The sequence below is a fragment of the Cetobacterium sp. 2G large genome, from assembly GCF_014250655.1.
In the GTDB taxonomy this organism is placed as follows: domain Bacteria; phylum Fusobacteriota; class Fusobacteriia; order Fusobacteriales; family Fusobacteriaceae; genus Cetobacterium_A; species Cetobacterium_A somerae.
Genome location: NZ_JACHTH010000003.1, coordinates 98,423 through 119,938, shown reverse-complemented (window position 1 = coordinate 119,938; position 21,516 = coordinate 98,423). Strand labels below are relative to the sequence as shown.

The window sequence follows — 21,516 nt, the reverse complement described above, 5'->3', positions numbered from 1 at the left end:
AGTGAAAAAGCTACTATTTTTACTAAAAATTTTAATAACTTTAATAGTTTTATTAGAAACTCTCTACGGTAGGGAGATTAACCCACTAAAGGCCTTTACATATGATATTGTAATTTCAAACTATGAAAATAGTCCTAAAAGAGATATTCAGATAGTGAATGATTTAACAAAAGTTAAGGGGCAGTTAGCAAATAGTGGTGAAGGATTCTTAGATGTTGAAGGAGAGGCATTTACCTCTTGGGAGATATTTAAAAATGGTAAAAAAATTAGTACAGGAGATAGAGATCTTTTAGATGATAGGATTGTAGAGTTACTTCCAGAGGAGAGTATAAAATACGAGATTGTAGCTACACCAAATCCAAAACTTTTATCTCAAGAGATAAAAAATATAGTTACAATTTATGAGGATAATCAACTTTTAGAAAAAAGAACATATAAAGGTGAAGTGTTAGGTTCAAAAGCTAAAATAAAAAGAGAGGTAGATTTAAAAACTTACTCTCCTGGAGAGTATATAAACTATAAAGTTGTAGTTGAACCTGATGGCCCAGGATATCTGAATAACTTCAAGTTAGATGAGAGTATAGATAAAGTTTTAGTACCAACTTTAAATGGGAAAAAAGAGCTACTTCTTTCAAATATAGAGGTTAAAAGTAATAGAGAAAATATTCAAAGTGAGATGGATATCCCTTTTGGAGAGAGCTTAATCTATGAGATAAAAGGTAAAATAAACGAGAATATTTTAGGTGATATTGAGTATAAAGGTTTAGTTACTAAAAGTGAGCCATATAGTTTAGATATAAAATTTTTAAATACTGAGAAGTACTCTCCTGGAAAAGAGTATACATATGAGATAGAGATAAAAAATAGTGGAAAAGGAAATGGTAGTAATATTCCTTTGGAGTTTTTAGTGAATAAAAGTGAAGTAGTGAACTGGAAGGGAGAGGTTGTGAAAGCTTTTCCTAAAAATGAGACTAGTTTAAAAGAGGTAATAGCTTTAGGAAAGGGCAAAAAAATTATAAAAAAATATAGTGTGTATGTAGATGATTTTAGTGTTAGTGATATAGAATCAAAAGTATTGATTGATAGTCATACGGTCAATAATAAAATTTCATCACACAGTTCAGAACCTAAGGTAACCTCCCAAGTAGAAAGCTATTTGGATAAAAGTGGAAATAAAAAACTAAAGGGATATACATCAGAAGGTTATGTAGAATATCTTTTTAAAGTTGAAAATAAAGGTCTTGGAATTTTAAATAACTATAGATTTAATAGTAATATAGATAGTTTAAAAACAAAATCTGTAAATGGAAGAGAGATTTTAGCTTTTTCATCTAGTGATAAAAAAATATCTCGAGATAAGGGAATAATAGTGGATGAAACTTCAGAGGGAGATGATATTTTAAATATCTTACCTGGAGGGTTTGTAGAGTATAGAGTAAAAGGAAAAGTTGCTAAAGAATCAGTGGGAGATATTGTTAAAGATAAGGTAGTTGCAAAGATGGAAAAAAGTGATGTAACTCATAGTTTAAAAGTTTCAAAAGATAGTTATAAAGCTGGTGAAGAGATAAATTATACTATCACTTTGAAAAATAGAGGTTACGGAACTGCATACGAACAAAAATACAGATTAAGTGTAGATGAAGCTTTAGTTTCAGCTTCTGGAATTGAAAATAAAAAAGTAACTGCTTTTAAAAATGATTCACCAATTGAGAAGACTCCAATTCTATACCCTGGACAGGAGATAAAATATAATTTTAAAGGTGTCACTAAAAACAGTATTTTTGATAGTATACATATGAAATCTATTTATGGTGAAGATGTAAAAGAGAGTGAAGTTAAATCTTTACCTGGAAAACTAGAGTTTTCAAGTAGTTTGAAAAGTGTAAATGGAAAAATAGTAACTAGTGGTGTGAGATATAAACCTGGAGATATGGTAACTTATGAAGCTACTTTAAAAAATATAGGAGAGGGATTTTTAGATAATTTAAGTGTTGAAAGTAATTTAGATGAGATAAAAGCTTTAGTAGCTGGATCAGATGTAAAAGAGAAAGTTTTAGAGGGAATAAATATAAGTGTAAAAAGTAGTGACCCAAGGACAGTTATAACATCTAAAATGGGAGACACAGGAAACTATATAAAAAAGAGTGTAGATTTTGCTCCTAAAAGTAGTATAACTTTTGAGATATCAGGAATAGTTTTAGATAAAGCTATTGGAACTTTAAGTGGAATGAGCTTTGTTGTAAATGGAATGGGAAAAACCACTGATGAACTGGGAAGTGTTGGGGGTTCTATAAGTGGAGAAAAGACTCTTTTAGAACCTGAAAATGGTATATATAAACCTGGAGATAAACTTAAATACATGCTTACTATCAAAAATAAAGGTGATGGATATGGTCGTTCTATTCCTATAGAGGATATACTTTCTGAAGTTACAACTGAAAAAGAGGGGAAGCGTTATGGAAGAGCTTTCTCCAATTGGAAGGTAACGTACTTAGGAGCTAAAGATGAATCTAGTAGATTTAAAAAGCATACATATTTAAAAAATGAGGTATCTGGAAGAGAGGATCTGAATACAAAGGTAGATATAGGTCCTGGAGTAACGATAGAGTTTTTAGTAGAAGCTGATATAGATAGCAGTGCAATTGGAGTTATAGAAAGCAAAGCTAAAATAGCTGGTGGAACAAATGATGATCAAACAATCTATTTAAAACCCTTATCTGAGTATTCAGAAGAGGAGAAGGTTGAGCAGGGAGTTAGAGTTCGTTTAAGTTCTACAAAGAGTGAGATAAAGCTTGGAGAGGTTGTAGGATTTACTGTAAATGTAGAAAATTTAGATAAAGAGAGTTACGAAAATTTAAGTTTAAAAAATACTACTCCAAAAGGGTTTAGATATTTAGATGATGAGTTTCAAAAATTTAGTTTAAAACCAGGGGAAAAATATAGTAAAACTTTCTATATGAAAGCAACTGTTGGAGCTAATATGGGAAAAAATATTTTCCAAAGTTATGTAGCCAATAGAAATAGTAAGATATCAAATATAGGTGAAAGTAGTGTTGATGTAAAGGGAGACTCTCTTTTAAATACAGCTACTATAATTGGTAAAGTAATAGATGAGGCAACTGATAAAGGAATACCATATGCAGTTGTTTATACTCCAAGTGGAGTTGTGGTTCAAGCTGATGAGTTTGGTAGATTTCATCTTCCAGATCAGTGGGTGGATAAAGCTTTTGGTGAAAACTTTACAGTAAAACTTGATGAAAATAGTTTACCAAAGGGAAGTGTAATTAAAAGTGAAAACCCTCTTGTAAAAAGAATAACTCCATACTCTTTAACAAAGTTTAACTTTATAGTTCAAAAAGGAGAGAAGGAACCTGAAAAGAATTATACATATATGGGAACAGGATTAGTAGATGCATATATAGGAAAGGATAGTGACAAACCAAGAGTTACATATTTTGGTAAGGGTAGCTATGGAGACTATAAGCTAACACTACATTTTGATACTAAGGATAAAAAGAATCAAACACTTTTAGAGAGAGTTACAGATGATGACTATGTTTATTATCCAACTTATGGTGATGACTCTAAAATTAGAAAAGAGGTAAATACTAATGGAAAACTTTACCTAAAGTTAGAGCATAAAAAGTCATACCTAATGTGGGGTAACTATGAAACTGGTTTTGTGGGAACAAAGTTTATGGACTATAATAAAGAGTTGTATGGATTTAAAAGTGAGTATAAAGAGGATGATATAAATGTAAAAGTCTTTATGAGTACTCCAAACACTATGTATGGTCATGATGAGTTTTTAGGAACTGGTGGAAGTTTATATTTTCTAAAAAATGGTGAAGTGTTAAAAGGTAGCCAAAAAGTTTGGATAAAAATTGTTGATGCAGATACCTATGTTGTGGAAAAGGTAATCTACTTACAAGAGGGAAGAGACTATGAGATTGACCCTTTTATAGGAAGAGTTATACTTACAACACCTTTAAGTGGTGGAAGTTCCACAGACTACTATGCATATTTAGTGGTTGATTATAGTTATCTTCCTAAAGAGGGAGAGGTTGTAGATTCATCAAATTACGGTGTAAAAACTGTAAAAGATATAAATGATAATCTAAGTGTAGGGCTAACTGCTGTTCATGAAAGTCGTGGGAAAACAGACTACGATTTAAAGGGTGTAGAGGTTAAGTTAAAAGATGAAAAGGGAAACTATATAAAGGGTGAGTTTAGTACTAGCTCTGGAGTTTCAAACGTAAGTAACTATTTGTCTTTTGATGGAGGATTAACTTTCCAAGAGGTGAGTAGAGATGACAGTAAAATATCTGGAAATGCCTATAGAATTACAGGAGCTTTAAAACTTTTAGAAGAGGCTGAATTAAAAGCTTGGTACGAAAGAAAAGAGCGTGGATACTCCTTTGCTTCAGACTTAGATGATAGATTTTTAGAAACTTTTGGAAGTGAACTAAAATATAGTCACTCTGAAAATCTGAAAAGTTATCTAAAGTTTCAATATGTAGATCAGATGAAGTGGGTAGAAAAAAGAGAAACTGGAACAGTAACTAGTGCTAAATTGGAGTATATTTTAAATGAAAGTACAAAGCTTTATAGTGAGATAAAAGCTGGACTTAGTAATGCACTATCTCTAGGTGCTGAAAAAAGAATAAACGATAGATTAAAAGTTAATGGTAGAACCTCTTTTGGTGATTCAGGAAACTACTTTGAGCTTGGAGGAGATTATCAACTTTTCGATAACTACAATATCTATTCAGGGTATAGTTCAGATGGAGAGATATCTAGAGATAGATATACTGTTGGTCAAAGAGCTAGAGTTGGAGAGAGAACTAGTATTTACCAAGAGAACCAGTTTGTAAAAGAGCGAGGCAAAAATGCTACTCTTCAAGGATATGGTATAGATTATGACTTAAGAAGAGGAGTAACTTTAGGTGGATCAATTCAACATGGTGAGTTAATTTTACCAAATGATGAGAGAAGTCGTCGAAGAGGTGGGTCACTATATCTAAGAGCTGAGTTAGAGAGCTTAACTTTAAGAAATAGAGTTGAGTATAGGGAGGACAAAGGTTCAGAGGATATAGAGCAGTATTTAACAACGAACTCTTTTACATATAAGTATAATAAAGAGTATACTTTTGCAGGAAAAATAAATTACTCATTTACAGATGATAGTTATAAAACTAGTTATTTAGAGAGTAGTGTGGGACTAGCTTATAGACCTATAGCCAATGACAGATTAAACTATCTATCAAGATATACAGTGATACTAGATAAGGATAGTAAAACTAATAAGGATTTTAATGCTCATATAGGGGAGTTTGAAACAATCTACTCCTTTACAAGGGACCTTGATATATCTATGAAAAATGGATATAGACGTGAGAAGAATAACTATTTAAATGATCTTTATATGTTAGGATTTAAGGCTAACTACAGTGTAATGAATAGTTGGGAAGTTTTTGGACAATATCAGTGGTTAGTGGACCGAGCTAATGAGGATGTTTTAAGTGGGGCTATCTTTGGAGTTTATAAAAATATAGATAGAAACATGAAGCTAGGAGGGGGATATAACTTCTCTGGATTCAAGGACTCTTTGGGAGAACAGGACTATAAAACTACAGGGTGGTTTTTAAATATAATAGGAACTATGTAAAAAAATTTTTTAAATTAAAAAAAGAGAGATCTCGGGGAAGGGGCCGAAATCTCTCTTCTTTGTTTATCTGAATTTATTGAAAAGCCATAAAACTACAATGGCTCCAAAAGCTGCAGTAAAGATACTACCAATATTTAATCCATGAACAGAACCAATACCGATAACACTACCTAAAAATCCTCCAACGAAAGCTCCGACGATACCAAGTATCATAGTGGCAATTATTCCTCCACCTTGAGCACCAGGCATGATGAACTTAGCTAAAGCACCAGCTAAAATACCAAGGATAATCCATGTTAAAATTCCCATTTTACAACCTCCTTTTAAAACAATTCTATTTTCTAATCATTTATTCTGCGATACTTTAGGATTTCTTTTTTTATTTTAAAAAATAAAAAGGCAAGGTTTTATCCTTGCCAGAAACTAGGTGTCCAATCTAGTTTGTACAGTTTTTCTCTTTTCTAGTAGATATATTTAGAAACTAGAAAGAAAACTATAATAACAGAAATTTTTAACATTAGTAAACCTCCTTTCTACGAAAGGCTAGTTTTCCAAGAGTCAAACTGCTTTAATAGTATAACATCTAATGCAAAAAATAAAAAGAGGGCAACTGGACATGTTACTCCTCTTTTTGGTTTACTAATAATTTCTGTTAATTGAATTATACGCTTTTTCCGTACAAAAATCAAGTTATATAGGATTTCTTTTTTTATTTTAAAAAATAAAAAATAATTAAAAAATAGTAAATATGATACAATAAAAAGGGTTTAAACGGGTTTTAAGGGAAAAAAATTAAGGGAGAAAGCATGAAAAGAACAACGGGATTATTATTTTTACTACCACAACTGGTTTTAGCACAGGAGTATTGGAATGGAATTCCATATCCAATGAATCGTTGGGGTATATCGGGATTAGGAGTAACTCAAACAGAGGCTGGGAAGATAAGCAACATTGATATAAACATAAAAAAAATTCCCATTGGAAACAATGAGGTAGATTTGGAAATTGTAAATCCAGATTCTATAGAAGTAAAAGCTAAAGTTAAGGGAGTTAAGCTTGATTACTTTGTATTACCATTTTTATCTATTTATGGAATCTATGGACAACTAGAAGCAGATGTAGATATGAGAGCTGGAAACCCTAAAATAGGAATACCAGGAACAGGAAACAATTTTATAGATGGAATAATAGGTGGCTACGAAGATAAAATAAACAACCATTTAGAAAAAGTAAAATTAAATGGAAAGTTTAAAACAGAGGGAGATATCTATGGTATAGGAGGTATTTTAGCAGGAGAGTACAAAAATGTTTTTGGAATGCTTCAATATACTTATACGGAAATTCATATGAAAGATGGTTTAGCTAAGAAAAAAGCTGAGGTTTCAAATGCGAGATTAGGTTACAGCTTTAAGCCAAAAGATACCTTTATAACTAATATAACTCCATACTTAGGAGCTACTTATCAACTTATGGGAACACAAGTTAAAGCTGGAATTGGAGATTTAAATGCCACTATAGATTTAGAATTAGATGAAATATCTCCTGCAGCTGGAGTATTTATTCAACTTTCAAATAATATGACTTTAATGGTAGAAACAACTTGGGGAACAAAAGATTCAGTAGCCATAGATATAGGATATAGATTTTAGGATGGTGGTAAAATGCTAGGGCTTGTTTGTATGTTAGATGGAAAAGGTATGAAAAAGGGTGTAAATGCACTTAAAAATTTTAACTTAGAAAAAGTTAAAGAAGCAGCACTATTTAATTTAGATTACACTTTAGAGTGTATAAAGTTTTGCTTAAAAAACAACTATATCTATAGAGTTTCATCGTCTGTAATACCATATCCTGATCTTTGGAATTGGAGAGAGGATAGAGATATTTTAGAAAAATTAAAACTTATAAAAGAGTATAGTTCTAAGATAAGGCTCATAATTCATCCAGATCAATTTGTAGTTTTAAATAGTGATAGTGAAAAAGTTATAGAAAACTCCTTGAAAATACTGGAAAGCCAAGTACAGTTTGCAAAGCTTGCAGGGATAAGCGAGTTAATTCTTCATATAGGAAAAAAAGATGGAGTAGAAAAATTTATTCAAACATATAAAGAACTAGACAGCTATACAAAGAGCATATTAGTTTTAGAAAATTGTCACTACTATAAAGCTAGTGAAGTATTGAAGTTGTGTGAAAAAATAGAGACACCCATGGTCTTAGATGTACATCATGCAAGAGTTACAAAGGATGAGAACTATGATGTGGAAAAAATAAAAAATAGTTGGAAAAACAAAAAACCTTTAGCTCATATATCAAGTGGAAAAGACTATATAGATGATAAATCTCATAGTGATTACATCTCAGAGGAGGATATAAAAAAATATATCTGGCTTTTTAAAGAGTTTGACGTGGAGATTGAAGCTAAAAAGAAGGAGAAAGCATTGAAAAAAGCTGCAGATATGATAAATATCTACAGCTTATAGATGGGACTAGAGTTTAACTCTAGTCTTTTTTACTATTTAGAGTTTTCATATTGAGTATGGAACTCTTTTAATATCTGCTTAGTCTTTTTACCAATAGCTTCATATTGATACTCTTTTAAGTTAGCTAGAGAAACTCTTAAAGTTGGATGTGTGTCTCCAAATCCTTTACCAGGAAGTAGTACAACACCAGTTTCCTTAGCTAAAGCAAATAGAAAATCATTTATTTTATTGTTATCTTTAAACCACTGTGCAAACTTTTCATCAAAAAGCTCAAGAGCTATATCAGCTACATTTATAAGAGTATAGTAGCTTACAACATTTTCATCATCTTCAAAATGAGCTCCTAAAGATGAGTAAAGAAGTTTACATCTATTTCTAATAAGAGCCTTACAAGAGTTCTTGTAATATGAGTTTAAATCAACTAAAGAGTTTAGTGCAAATAGTGCCATCTGTAGTTGCTGAGGTGTAGATATACCTGCAGTATGATTTAAACCAACAGCTCTACTATCAGCAACAATTCTATCAATAAATGATAATGTTTTAGGAGTTGGAGTTATTATAGTATATCTGTTATTAACCTCATCGTCAGCTGCTTTTAAAAGTTCATCAAAAATACTATTGTGAGAGATAGATATAGTACCAAGTCTCCATCCTGTTGCTCCAAAATATTTAGAGAATGAGTAAACTAAAAGTGTATTTTTAGGGATTACTCCAAAACATGAAACAAAGTTATCACTAAATGTTCCATAAACATCATCAGTTATAATCATTAAATCTGGTCTATCTTCATCAACTAATTTTTTTAGTTTTAAAAGAGTTTCAGTACTTAATTTTGTTGATGGTGGATTGCTTGGATTAACAAGACATAGTAGTTTTATACTAGGGTCTTTAAGTTTTTCAAGCTCAGAAGTTGGAAGTTGCCAATCAGATTTAGGATCTAATTGTAACTCAATAATGTCTAAGTCATATTCAGATAATTTAGGTATCTCTAAATATGGTGTAAAAATTGGTGTAACAATGGCTATTTTATCCTTAGGTTTTATAAGTTTATTCGTAGCTAAAGAGTTAAAAATATAAAACATTGCAGCAGTTCCACCCTCTGTAGCAAATACATCAAAATCAGAGTCTAATTTATTTTGACACATCTCTTTAGTTAAATATTTTTTTACAATAATCTCTGTATTAACTAACATTCTAGGCGGAGTAGGATAGTGACTTCCTAAATAAGCTTCTACAAACTCCATTAAAACATCATCAATATTTAAACCAATTTGATCCTCTATATATGATAAATATGTTAAAATTCCATTCGCTTCAGCAGAACACTGCTCTTTTCTTAAAAATATTAGAAATCTAGTATAGATTCCCTCTTTTTTAGGAAAACCACCAATATGATTGTGAAGATATGAGTATGAAACTTCAGATTCTTCAATGGCAAATTTACCAATGAGATTGAAAACTCTACGAGGAAGAGTGGCTAAAAAATTTGGGTTTCCTCTACCAGCATTTAAAACTTCACCTTTAAAAGCTTCGTCAGCAAGTTTAATAAGTTGATCTTTTAGCTCAAATGGGCTTAACTCTTTCATAATAATACCTCCAATTAATTTTTAGTTATAATTCCAACAATAACAGGTCCCCACATAGTTAAAAATACATTTGCTACAGCATATCCAACTGAGAAGGGTAGTACTGGAGTAGAGTTTTGAGTTTTTCTAAGAACCTCAGCATAAGCGGGATTAGCACTTCTACCTCCAGCTATAATTGCCACTGAATCAACTGGATTTTTAATTTTTAAGATAAAGTAGTCAAATAGGAATGTAATAACCTGTGGAACCATAGTTACAAAAACACCAAGCCAGAATAGAGTCATACCATATTGTTCAATGGTAACAAGGGCACTCTTACCAGCATTTAAACCAACAATTACAACGAAAACAACTAGTCCAAAAACTTTAAGGAAAGAAACTGTACCAGTATCTATTCCTCCAACTTTAGGGAATCTACTTTTCAACCATCCAAAAATAAGACCTGAGAAAAGACATCCTCCACCAGTTCCTAAAGATATAGGAATACCAGCGATAGGTAGAGTAATCTCTCCAATCATGATACCTAAAATCATACCAATTGAGAAAGTGATATAATCAACAACATTTTTACTAGGAGTGGCATAACCTAAAAGTTTAAAAGAACTATCTATATTTTGTTTTCTACCAGTTAAAATAACTTCATCACCAACTTCAAATTTAAAGTCAGGTTTTAAAGGTAGTTCCTCATTCTCTCTATAAACTTGAGCTACAACAAAACCAAGAGTAGCAGCTGGAGGTAAAAGAGTTTTTATCTCTTCAATTGTTTTTCCAGCAAATTTTTTATAGTGGAAAATAATGGATTTTTTGTATTCAGTAGTAGTTGTAGAGAACTTAGTACAGTCAAAAATTTCAGTTCCTAAAACACCATCTAAACTAAGAAGTGCCTTTGTTTTTCCACCAATTACAACCCAGTCATTTTCCTTAAAAATATAGTTATCATAGTTATCAACCTTTATAGTAGAACCATTTTGAGAAACATCTAAAAGAAATATTTTTTCTTTAAAATCCTCTTCTAACTCACGTGCTGTTTTTCCTACATATTTAGAATCTTTAGTTATCTCATAAATTCTAGAAGAAACTTTTTCAAGAGCAAGAAACTCATTTTCACCTAAAACGATACCCTTAGATTGAGATTTTTCAAGTTCAATAGCTGATTTTCTAAGGTCCCATTTCATAATAAGTGGAAGAATAGTTCCAACCATAAGAACAGGCCCTAAAGTACCAAAAATATATGTAACAGAGTAACCTACAGCAACATTTGTTTGAAGTTGTTTAGTTAATTCTGGATTTAAACCTAAGTTTCCAATTGAGTTCCCTGCAGTACCAATAATAGCTGATTGAGTTAAACCACCAGCAGCAAGTCCAGCTGCTAATCCTCTATCTAAATCAAAGTAGTATGCACAAAAAAGAACACACAGTAAACCTATAACAGTCATAAAAAAGGATGAGATTACAAACTTCATAGAAGCTTTATTGTTTAGTGCTCCGAAAAATTTTGGTCCACCTTCATATCCACAAGCATAGATAAATAAAGCAAAGAAAGCTGTTTTTAAAATACCAGGAACATTAAACCCAAGTTGTCCAATTATAACTGCAATGATTAAGCTACCAGCAATTCCACCTAATTGGAATTTTCCGATTTTGATTTTTCCTATAGCATAACCAATACCAATAGATAGGAAGAGTGCAATTAAAACGTTAGAACGAATATAATCTGCAAAAATATCCATATATGATACCTCCTTAAAAAGATTTTTTAATTAAGTCAATCTGGCTCAAATATACTAATTAAAAAGAACAATTCCTTCAAATTTTTTCAAAAAATAGAAAAGAGATTAAAGTCTGGTCAGAACCCTTAATCTCTTTTCCATTTATTTAAATTTTACTTAACAGGCTACTCCAAAAATTACATCTAAAATTATATCTAAAAAATATATTCAAAGAGTTTTATAAAAATCCTCTTTAAAAAATTATTTTTTTTACATTAATTTCACTGGACAAATTTTATACTCAGGAGTTTTAGAGATTGGTTCTAAAAACTCGCTTCCAGTGAGCTCATTAACTAAAGCACTAGAGAAGTGGAATGGAACAAAAACTACTCCATCTTTAACTCCTTCACGCTCTTTTATTTTTAAAGTAATCTCTCCACGACGAGATCTAATTGTTATCATATCCCCATCTTTTTTAGATATTTTTTCTAAAAGATTGGAGTTCATTTCAGCATAAGGTTCAGGACATTTTTCATTTAATCCATCAACTCTTCCGCTCATAGATCTAGTGTGATACTGATAAAGTACTCTTCCTGTAGAAAGGTAGTAAGGATACTCATCATTTATAACCTCTACAGAGTTAACTAACTCCACAGGAATCAGTGAGAACTTTCTCTTTAAGTTTGAAAGATCCTCATATAAGAACTCAGTTCCTTTTCCATTTATAACTGGCCACTGAACTCCCTCATTTTCTATAAGTGAGTAACTAAATCCATTATAAAGAGGAGTAACTTCGCAAAGTTCATTGAAGATAGTTTCAGGAGTTCTATTAATCTGTTTGTATCCCATTCTATCCATTAACTCTAAAATTATATCTAAATCCATTTTAACCTCACCAGGAGGTGTAACCACTTGTCTAACTCTTTGAACTCTTCTACCTGTATTGACAAAAGTTCCAATTTTTTCAGCAAAACATGTAGCTGGTAGAACAACATCAGCCATAGCAGCAGTTTCAGTTAAAAATATATCTTGAACTACAAGGAGATCTAAGTTTTTAAGAGCACTTCTAACATGGTTTAAGTTAGGGTCAGTCATAAGTGGATTTTCACCCATAACATATAAAAACTTCATCTCATTTTTAGATATTTTATCTATCATTTCAACAACAGTTATTCCTGCAAAAGGTGAAAGGTTTTCCACATTCCAGAACTTTTCCATCTTCTCTTTAACTTTAGGATCATCAACTTTTTGGTACCCTGAATATATATCTGGGAATGCTCCCATATCGCAAGCACCTTGAGCATTGTTTTGCCCTCTTAAAGGGTTAACTCCCCCTCTTTCTTTTCCAACATTTCCACAGATTAAAGCTAGATTTGAAAGAGCAGTTACATTGTCAGAACCATTTATATGTTGAGTATTTCCCATACCTAAGTATGTTGTAGCAACATCGCTAGAGTAGATTCTAGCAGCTTTAATAACATCATCTTTTGAAACTCCACAAATTTTTTCAGCGTACTCAGGAGTATAATCTTTAACACTCTCTTTAAGTGCTTCAAAACCTTCAGTGTTCTCATCAATATACTTTTTATTATAAAGTCCTTCTGAAATAATAACATTTACCATAGCATTAGCTAAGGCTATATCAGTTCCAGGATTTATTTTTAAAAATACATCAGCAATTTCAGAAAGATCAATATCTCTAATATCTATAATTATAAGTTTAGCACCACTTTGAACAGCGTGCTTAACCTTAGCACCTAAAACAGGGTGTGTTTCTCTTAAGTTTTCACCACTTATTAAAATAACTTTAGATTCAAAACCTTCATGAACACTATTTGACATAGCTCCATACCCCAGAGTTTTACCAAGAGCTGCAGATGATGAACTATGGCAAAGTCTTGAGCAGTGGTCCACATTATTTGTTTTTACAACTCCTCTAAAGAACTTTTGAAACAAATAGTTTTCCTCTGTTGTACACTTACCAGATGAAAAAGCACCAATAGCCTGGCCACCATAGGCATTCATAGTATCACTTAATTTTTTAGTAATTAGTGAGAAAGCCTCATCCCAAGTTGCTTTTCTAAAGATACCATTCTCTTTAATAAGAGGATGAGTCAAACGATCAGGGTGATTTACATATGAAAATCCAAATTTACCCTTAACACAAAGTAGCCCAACATTTGGTTTAACTAAAGCAGGGTGGGCTTCAACGATAACATTATCTTTAACTTCAAAGTTAATTTGACATCCAACACCACAGTATCCACATGTAGTTTTTACAGTCTGAGTTTCCCAGTGTCTAAACTGATGCTTATACTTTGGAAGTAACCCAGCAGTTGGACAAAAGCTTACGCAGTTTCCACATGAAACACAAGTTGAACTATTTATATTATCAGCTTTATTGGCCCAAGTATGCATTTTTCCATTGGTATTTTTTAATTTTAAAGCGTGATTGCACTGAAGATTTCTACAAATCTGAGCACACTTTCCACACCCAATACATTTATTTGGATCTATTACAAAAAATGGATTAGAATCATCAACAGGTATTAGATCTAAGCTATTGGGAATAGTTTTATCTATTCCATATTTATAGCAATACTCTTGAAGTTTACACTGACCTGATTTTTGGCAAACAAGGCAGTTCACATGATGATTATCTATATATTTTTGAAGTAGTTGCCTTCGATTATTAATAACTTCAGGGTCTTGGGTATCTATAACCATACCTTCAGTAGGGAGAGTCTTACAACTCTTTGTAACAGTCCCATTAATTGAAACAGCACACATTCCACAAATACCAAGTTTTTCTTCAGATCTCTCATCTCTACAAAAAGTTGGAATCTCTAATTTTAGTGATTGTAAAATCTCTAAAACTGAGAGTTTCTCATCAACAGAGCAGTTTTTTCCATTAATAGTTATATTTACCATGAACCCCTCCCTAATCTTATCTTCCTCTAAATTTTATAAATAGGAACAGAACAACAAAAGCACCAATTACAGATAAAAAGATACTTCCAAGGTTAAGCCCAGTAACAGAACCTATCCCAAGAAGACTACCTATAAATCCACCTACTAATGCACCAACAATTCCAAGAATTGTAGTTGCAAAAAGCCCAGCTGTATATACCTCTGGCATCATAAGTCTAGCTAATGCTCCAGATAAAAGTCCTAAAATAATCCATGAAAATAATCCCATAGAACAACCTCCCATAAATACGTTTTCGTTACTTTTATATTCGTGATAAATTAAAAATTTCTTTTTAAAAAAATATATAAGAGAAAAAATTCAAAAGGTAAAATAAAAAAAATTTAGTATAAATAAAAAAAGTACAAAGGAGGGGTTAAGTGGTGAAGTTTTTTTTCCTATTTTTTATTTTAATTTTTCAGCTATTATATAGTTTTGAGAAAAATGAAAATAAACTATTTATTGGGAAAAGATATCCACTAAATCTAAAATTAGATTCAGGTTGGACTATGAGCTATATAAAAATGGATACTAATTTAAAAAGTGGTCTAAAAACTCCTCAGTTTAAAACAGACCCCAAGGTAAACATTGCATATCTAAAATATAGTGAAGATTTAATAGGATTTAATTGCCAAAATTTAGATGACGCTTTAAATTCTAACTTGAAGAATCATTTTTTTGGTGGAATGGGAAAGGTATCTAAAAAGATAGATATTGATTCAATATATTTTGAACCCATGGGAAAGCTTCAATCTGTAGCAGTTTTTCAAAGAAGTATCAATGAAAACTATGGAAATTATAATGTGAATTTAGATAATCTAAATGGAGTTTTAAATACACTGTATTTAGGAATGGGAGTTGGAAAACAATATTTTCAAGAGAGTCATATTGTTGATGTTTCTATGAGTGCTGGAGTAAAGCAGGAATTAAATAGAATAGATGAAGAAGTAAAATATAGAGCTCGCCTTTCAGAAGAAAATGATGAAGGAGATTTAAAGGATAAAAATAGTTTTTCTCAAGAGTTAGGACTTAATGGAGCTATTGGAAACCCTGCTACAGGAGTATCCTTTTATACTGGATATAAATATTTTTTTTCAGAAAATGAGTCATGGAAAGTAACTGCTGGAGTTAGCTATATATTTTAAAAGAAAAGTAGCATTCTAATTTTAGAATGCTACTATTTTATCTCTACCAGTTTTTTTAGCAGTATATAGATTTTTATCAGCTTTAGAAACAGTACTATAAAATGAGTTTTTATCTTCAATATCAGTGTAAATAACACCAAATGAAGCAGTTATTCTATAGTTATCAATAATATTTAAATCTTTAATTAGTATCTGAAGAGCATTAACTTTATTTAAAAGTTTTTCTTTATCAGTATCTTTAAAGATAATTAAAAACTCCTCTCCACCCCATCTAAAAGCGTCGGCACTACCAACTGAAACTAATTTTATACAATTACTTACAGCTTTAAGAACAAGATCACCTTTATCATGTCCAAAACTGTCGTTTATATTTTTAAAATGATCAATATCAAGTAGTACCACACCACAATTTTTAATAGGAAAAACCATCTCTTCTTGTAGAAAATATCTGTTATAAAGAGCAGTTAATGGTTCTCTTAAAAGTAGTTCACTTTTAATTTTATTTAACATTTTCAAAGAGAGTAACTCTTTTTTTAGTTTCTCTTTTTTATTTATATAAAAAATTAGAAGTATAATAAAAGTTAGTATAAAAATCTCTTTTGTTTTAATAAGTTGAAATACCCCCTCTTTTTCAATTAAGATTTTATAGTTAGTTTTTTCAAGGGGAAAAACATAAAAATCTTGAATGTTCTCTATAGTTTTAGAATACTTTTTATCTGTTGAATAAACAACTTTATACTCTCCATCAATAATATAAGCATTTAATCCTAAAATACTTTTTAATCTATTTGTATTTTTAGCAAAGAAGTTAGGATCAAAGTCAAAATACCAAAGAGCACGAAGTTTTTGGGAGTTATTAAAATAATCATATTCTGGAAATATTATTGTAAACATCTCTTTTTCATGAGCTCTATCAGTATAGAGATTATAAAGAGCAAATTCAGTGTTATTTCTAGAGATACTTCTCTTATTTTGGAAAACATCAAAACTTAGAGCTCCTTTTTGTAAAACTTTAACCCAAGTTTGACTAAAATCATCAGTATAAATAACTTTTCTATCGTTTTTTAAAGAACGTATATTATTATAAACAATGAAAAGAAGAGAGTTATTAAACTTAGAGTTCAGATTTTCTTTGGCTTCTTTTAAATTATAAAAATTAAATTGATTGGGATGTGAAGTAATATTTTTAAAATAAACTCCACTTCCATCTATATCAAAGTATATTATATTTTCAGCAACAGTGTAATTTTCAAAAGGTAAACTTTTTTTAGTAGCATCTAAAAAATCAATCTCATTTTTTAATGTTTGTATATCCTTATTAAAACGAATATTAAAATTATCAACAGATGAGTTTATGTCATTAAATAGATTATTTTTGTTGATAAAAGTTGAGATAAAAAATAAAATAATCAACAAAGGATAAACAAGTTTAAAAATCATAGTGTCTTAACCTCCGTAGTAAATTCATCTTTTGAAATAGGCTTACTAAAGTAATAACCTTGAGCATAATCAACACCTAGAAATTTTAGAAACTCTAACTGCTCTTTTGTTTCAACTCCTTCAGAAACAATCTTAAAGTTTAAATCCTTTATTAAAGAGGTTAAATTTTTATAAACAATCTTACCTTTTGATTTATTTACTTCAAGAGAATCTAAAAGAGATTTATCAAACTTAACTACGTCCATTGGTAAAAGAGGTAGAAGTCCTGCTGTAGAGTGTCCCGCTGTAAAATCATCAAGTGATATTTGAATACCTAAATTTTTAAGTGCTTTTAATTTAGTAATTAAGTCTTTCATATCTAAAATAAAGATAGACTCAGTAATCTCTACTTCAATATATTTTCCAGGAACTTTAAAGTAATTAAGAAGTCCAGTAAGTACAGTTATTAAGTCATCTCTTTTAAAAGTTTTCATAGAGATATTAAATGAGATTCTGAAATTATCTAAAGACACTTCATTTTCAAGAAGATCCCTAATAAAAACAATAGATTCTTTAGCAATTTTATAATCAACTTTATGTATAAAGTTGTACTTTTCAGCTATTGGTATAAATTCAAAGGGCCCTATTGGACCAAGTTCTAATGAACTATATCTAGCAAGAGCTTCAGCACCAATAATTCTATTGGTTTTAATGCAGTATTTAGGTTGAAACATAGGGTATATTCCACTGATATCCTCTTTTAATAGAGAAAGTATAGATGATTCCCTATCCATTTTTTCAATAAATTTATCATCTGCAATTTTATAAAATTTGCTTTTTTCTTTTTTAGTTTCAAGCATAGCTAAATCAGAGTATTTAAAACTAGTAGCAAGTGAAATATTTGCTGTTTTATGACTTACTCCTAAATTAAAGGTAATATTATATTTTAAAAGTGTAGGACAAAAATCTTTATATTTTTTTAATTTTCCAATAATCTCTTCATGACTTTCAAAAGAGAAACCATAGAACTCATCTCCAGAGATTCTAAAAATATGGGAATCTATAAAACTATTTTTTAAGAAGTTGGCAAACTCTTTTAAAATAACATCTCCAAACTCATGACCTAAAGAGTCATTTATATTTTTAAAGTTATTTAAATCTATAACAAAAGTAGAACCAGTAAGTGAGTTTTCCTCATTACAAAACTTATCAAAAATAAATCTATTGGGTAAGTTTGTTAATGAATCTTTTAGTAGATTCTTTTTATTTAGACGCTCTTTATATAAATTAACTGAAATAGCTAAAATTATAAAAATAAAAAGAACAGAGGAAAGAACAAGAATATCTCTAGTCTCTTTATTTTTTAAATAGATAGCTTTATTCTCAGCATCTCTTTCAAGTTGTGATAGTTCAGCAAAACCTTTTAAATCGATAGAGTATTCAAAAGCTTTATTAATAATATCTCTCAAAACTGTATTATTTTTGTTAAACATAAAGTTAACAGGAATAGTTTCAAAAGGAACAATATTATATTTATTAGAGTCAAAATCCTCTTTATTAGTAACAAGAAGATTTCCAACCTCACCATCATTTAAAGCGTTTACCATGGAATTAAAATCATTAAATACAATGATATTATTATCAACATCATATCTTTGAGCTAGATGCTCCTCTACATTATCTTTTAAAACTCCAATAGTTCTACTAGAAGCTGGGGAGTTATCTAGATTGATTATATAAGTTCCAATCTCATATATTTTTTTAGAAAATATAAAATCTTTACTACGTTTTTGCGTTTTAGAAAGAACTGTAGTATCAAAATCATTATTCTTAAGATCATTAATTGTTTTATAATCAGTATTTGTAATATCTATAAAATCAATTCCTAGGTTACGTTTTAAAATTTTAAAAATATTTGGAGCAATTCCCTTGTACTCTCCATCAATTTTAGACTTATATGAAACAAGAGAATCAGAATCTTTTTCATATGCAACTTTAATTGGTTTATGAGTTTTCAAATACTCTTTCTCCTCAGAAGTTAAAGAGGTATAAAAGTTATTATAAGATATAGAACGATTTAAAGAATCTAGTTCATTTAAAAATATTTTTCTATATCCACCACTTAAAGCATTGTTAATAAAGGGAAGTAGATCTTTATATTTATGAGATAAAGCTATAGTAATTCCAGATGAATGCCCTATTTTAATTCCATATTTAGGTTTATATAAAACAGGATTAGTTGTTAGAATATATTTATCATCATATTTTTTTAAATTCTCAACTGGAATAGGACAAGCATGTAAATCATTATTATCTAAAATAGCTTTTAGAATATTTGTATAGACATCGATATATGATGTATATATTATTTTATTATTCAAATCATTTAATGAATATATTGGTTCAGTTTTAGAAATAACATAAAGCTCTTCAGAGAAGATACTCTCACTAAAATCAAGTTTATTATCAAAAGATTTACTTTTAGGAGTAAAAGCTATTCCATCAATAACGCCAGAATTAATCTCAGATTGTAGATCTTTATATGTTACCTTTTTAAAAGTTATATCTAGTTGCATATAGTTTTTTAAAAACTTTTCTACAGTTGTATTTAAAGAGCTAGTCTTTGGATAACTTAGATTATAAAAAGGATCATCTACTAGTGCTATAGTTATTTTTTCTTTTTGTAACTTATTAAACTCCTCTTTTTCTTTAAGTGTTTCTGGTGTGTAAACTTCACTAAAAGCAAAGTTAAAAACTACAAAAAAAACAAGGATAAACAATCGGTAAATCATTTAACATCTCCTTCATTTATATCTTGATATATAATCATGTTTTTTCCAGAGCCTTTAGCTTTATAAAGTCTTTTATCACACTGAGCATATGTGTTTTCCGTAGCCTTGGAAAAACCGCCACTTATAGTAACTGTAATTGGGTACTTCCAGTGGATATTCTCTACACTTTTTCTGATATATTCGCAACTTTCCATAGCAAAACTTTCGTTAAAGTGAGTAAATAAAATAGCAAACTCCTCTCCACCAACTCTATATATAGAGATCTCTTTATTCTCAATAGTTTTAAGAATTTTACCAATGGTAGATAGCACTTCGTCACCAAATTCATGTCCATAAGTATCATTTATTTTTTTAAAATTATCTATGTCAAAAAGCAACATAGAGTATTCATTACTAGATTTTAAAGAGTTTATATCCTCTTTAAAAGCAAGCCTGTTTCCAATAGTTGTTAGCGCATCAATTTTAGCTTTTTTATCAAGGTAAAGCATACGTTTATATGCAGCACCTAAAATTAAAACCATAGAGATAATAAGGAAAGCTATGTTTTTATATAACTTTTCATTTTCTCTAGCAAAACGCTCATGTTCAATATTTTCAATAAGATACAAACTAAAAACTTTGTTGTTAGCTACACTGACTCTTTCTAAATACTCATCATAGTCTTTAGCTAAATCACTATAGGCTTTAAAACTATTAGTATCATAATAGTATTGAAATAATAACTTAAAAGCTATTTTTAAAAATGTAATATCTCCATAAAAATCAGAAGTTTCTATAAAGTTTTTCAGATTAGTTGGAGAAAATTTTTCAGGTTCATATTTTAAATAGTAGCTCTCTAAAGTTATTAAACGAAGATTTTCAAGATCAGTGAAAAAGGCTTTATCTAAGTTGTCTAATAGAGGATTAGCAATGTTTAGACAATTTAAAGCAGCTTCTTTATTGTCAGATATTAAATATAGTCTAGCTTCTAAAAGGTTTTTTAGAATTAAAATATTTTTTTGATAACTTTCAGGTTGATCTTTTAATAGAGGTGTAATTTTATTCAAATATTTAAATCCCTCTGTAGTGTTATTTAAAAAACCAAAATTTTCAACTAAATATAGATATATAGAGATTTTAGTTCTTGAAGCATTGGGAAAATCTTTATTTTCAATATCAATATCTTGAAGTATTTTAATAGAGGTATCATGTCCACCTAAGCTATTAAAAATAGAAGCTAATGATATTTTTGCTCTAATGACATCATGCTCAGAATGGAGTTCTTCAGCCAAATTTAGATATTCCATAGTAAGCTTTATAGAGTTAACTATATTTCCAGATGTAGCATCTAAAACTCTAAGTTTATTTAAAGTAAAAAGTCTAGCTTTAGGAGAGAGCTCTCCACTATTTAGAACTTTTTTTAGAATATAAGCTCCAATATTTTGTCTAGAACGAAGATTTAAAAGAACTCTATTATTTTCAGCAATCTCCTCATATTTAGAAGAGTATTGATTTTTAGGTATTTTTTGAAATTTATCCCATACCTCTTTTTCTAAAGGAATAAGTTTATCAAAATCAATAGAACTGTTACTAACAGTAATTCTTTTTAAAAAAGATGATTCTTCCTCTTTTAATCTATTATTTTTAATTACTAAGTAAAAAATTAGAGAGATAACTACAAGAACAACAGACAAAGCAGCAAAAATATTATAAGATTTTATTTTCATAGATAACTTAAAACTCCTTTAAAATTAGATAGTCGATTAGATTAGT

Annotated in this window: 12 protein-coding genes; 4 read left to right on the top strand and 8 right to left on the bottom strand. The window is 29.8% G+C overall.

All coding sequences use genetic code 11. The features are described 5' to 3' along the window. The first annotated feature begins 1 nt into the window (after nt 1). Nucleotides 2-5,668 carry a hypothetical protein gene (locus H5J23_RS01810; RefSeq protein ID WP_185890729.1) on the top strand — a complete coding sequence of 1,889 codons (5,667 nt, stop codon included), beginning with the start codon at nt 2-4 and terminating at the stop codon, nt 5,666-5,668. Between the two features lie 63 nt (nt 5,669-5,731). Here H5J23_RS01810 and H5J23_RS01805 read toward each other — a convergent pair whose 3' ends face one another. Then, nucleotides 5,732-5,977, bottom strand: a complete 246-nt coding sequence (locus H5J23_RS01805) for a GlsB/YeaQ/YmgE family stress response membrane protein (RefSeq protein WP_185890727.1) — start codon at nt 5,975-5,977, stop codon at nt 5,732-5,734. 497 nt (nt 5,978-6,474) lie between these two features. On the opposite strand from H5J23_RS01805, the gene H5J23_RS01800 reads away from it, so the two are divergent. Both H5J23_RS01800 and H5J23_RS01795 read left to right on the top strand, forming a co-directional pair. Further along, nucleotides 6,475-7,317 carry a hypothetical protein gene (locus H5J23_RS01800; protein ID WP_185890725.1) on the top strand — a complete coding sequence of 281 codons (843 nt, stop codon included), beginning with the start codon at nt 6,475-6,477 and terminating at the stop codon, nt 7,315-7,317. 12 nt (nt 7,318-7,329) lie between these two features. Continuing rightward, nucleotides 7,330-8,145 carry a hypothetical protein gene (locus H5J23_RS01795; RefSeq protein ID WP_185890724.1) on the top strand — a complete coding sequence of 272 codons (816 nt, stop codon included), beginning with the start codon at nt 7,330-7,332 and terminating at the stop codon, nt 8,143-8,145. A gap of 32 nt (nt 8,146-8,177) precedes the next feature. Here the strand turns inward: H5J23_RS01795 and H5J23_RS01790 are convergent, their stop codons facing one another. From H5J23_RS01790 to H5J23_RS01775, 4 genes are all read right to left on the bottom strand, one after another. Further along, nucleotides 8,178-9,731, bottom strand: coding sequence for a bifunctional aspartate transaminase/aspartate 4-decarboxylase (locus tag H5J23_RS01790; RefSeq protein WP_185890722.1), 1,554 nt, complete (start codon nt 9,729-9,731; stop codon nt 8,178-8,180). Between the two features lie 14 nt (nt 9,732-9,745). Beyond that, nucleotides 9,746-11,461: an aspartate-alanine antiporter gene (gene aspT / locus H5J23_RS01785; protein WP_185890720.1), complete on the bottom strand. Its 1,716-nt coding sequence runs from the start codon at nt 11,459-11,461 to the stop codon at nt 9,746-9,748. Between the two features lie 249 nt (nt 11,462-11,710). Then, nucleotides 11,711-14,371, bottom strand: coding sequence for a formate dehydrogenase subunit alpha (gene fdhF / locus H5J23_RS01780; RefSeq protein ID WP_185890719.1), 2,661 nt, complete (start codon nt 14,369-14,371; stop codon nt 11,711-11,713). 16 nt (nt 14,372-14,387) lie between these two features. After that, nucleotides 14,388-14,639, bottom strand: a complete 252-nt coding sequence (locus H5J23_RS01775) for a GlsB/YeaQ/YmgE family stress response membrane protein (RefSeq protein ID WP_023052056.1) — start codon at nt 14,637-14,639, stop codon at nt 14,388-14,390. A gap of 149 nt (nt 14,640-14,788) precedes the next feature. Between H5J23_RS01775 and H5J23_RS01770 the strand changes: the two genes are divergently transcribed. Then, nucleotides 14,789-15,553, top strand: a complete 765-nt coding sequence (locus H5J23_RS01770) for an autotransporter domain-containing protein (RefSeq protein ID WP_185890717.1) — start codon at nt 14,789-14,791, stop codon at nt 15,551-15,553. A 21-nt stretch (nt 15,554-15,574) separates the two neighbouring features. Here H5J23_RS01770 and H5J23_RS01765 read toward each other — a convergent pair whose 3' ends face one another. The 3 genes from H5J23_RS01765 to H5J23_RS01755 are packed head-to-tail and all read right to left on the bottom strand — an operon-like array spanning nt 15,575 to nt 21,470. Further along, nucleotides 15,575-16,993 (bottom strand): GGDEF domain-containing protein, encoded by a 1,419-nt coding sequence (locus tag H5J23_RS01765; protein WP_185890715.1) that lies wholly within the window; start codon nt 16,991-16,993, stop codon nt 15,575-15,577. Continuing rightward, complete coding sequence (locus H5J23_RS01760; protein ID WP_185890713.1) at nt 16,990-19,764, bottom strand: EAL domain-containing protein; 2,775 nt, start codon at nt 19,762-19,764, stop codon at nt 16,990-16,992. Before H5J23_RS01760 ends, H5J23_RS01765 begins: the two co-directional genes overlap by 4 nt. Beyond that, nucleotides 19,761-21,470 carry a GGDEF domain-containing protein gene (locus tag H5J23_RS01755; RefSeq protein WP_185890712.1) on the bottom strand — a complete coding sequence of 570 codons (1,710 nt, stop codon included), beginning with the start codon at nt 21,468-21,470 and terminating at the stop codon, nt 19,761-19,763. Before H5J23_RS01755 ends, H5J23_RS01760 begins: the two co-directional genes overlap by 4 nt. Nucleotides 21,471-21,516 lie beyond the last annotated feature (46 nt).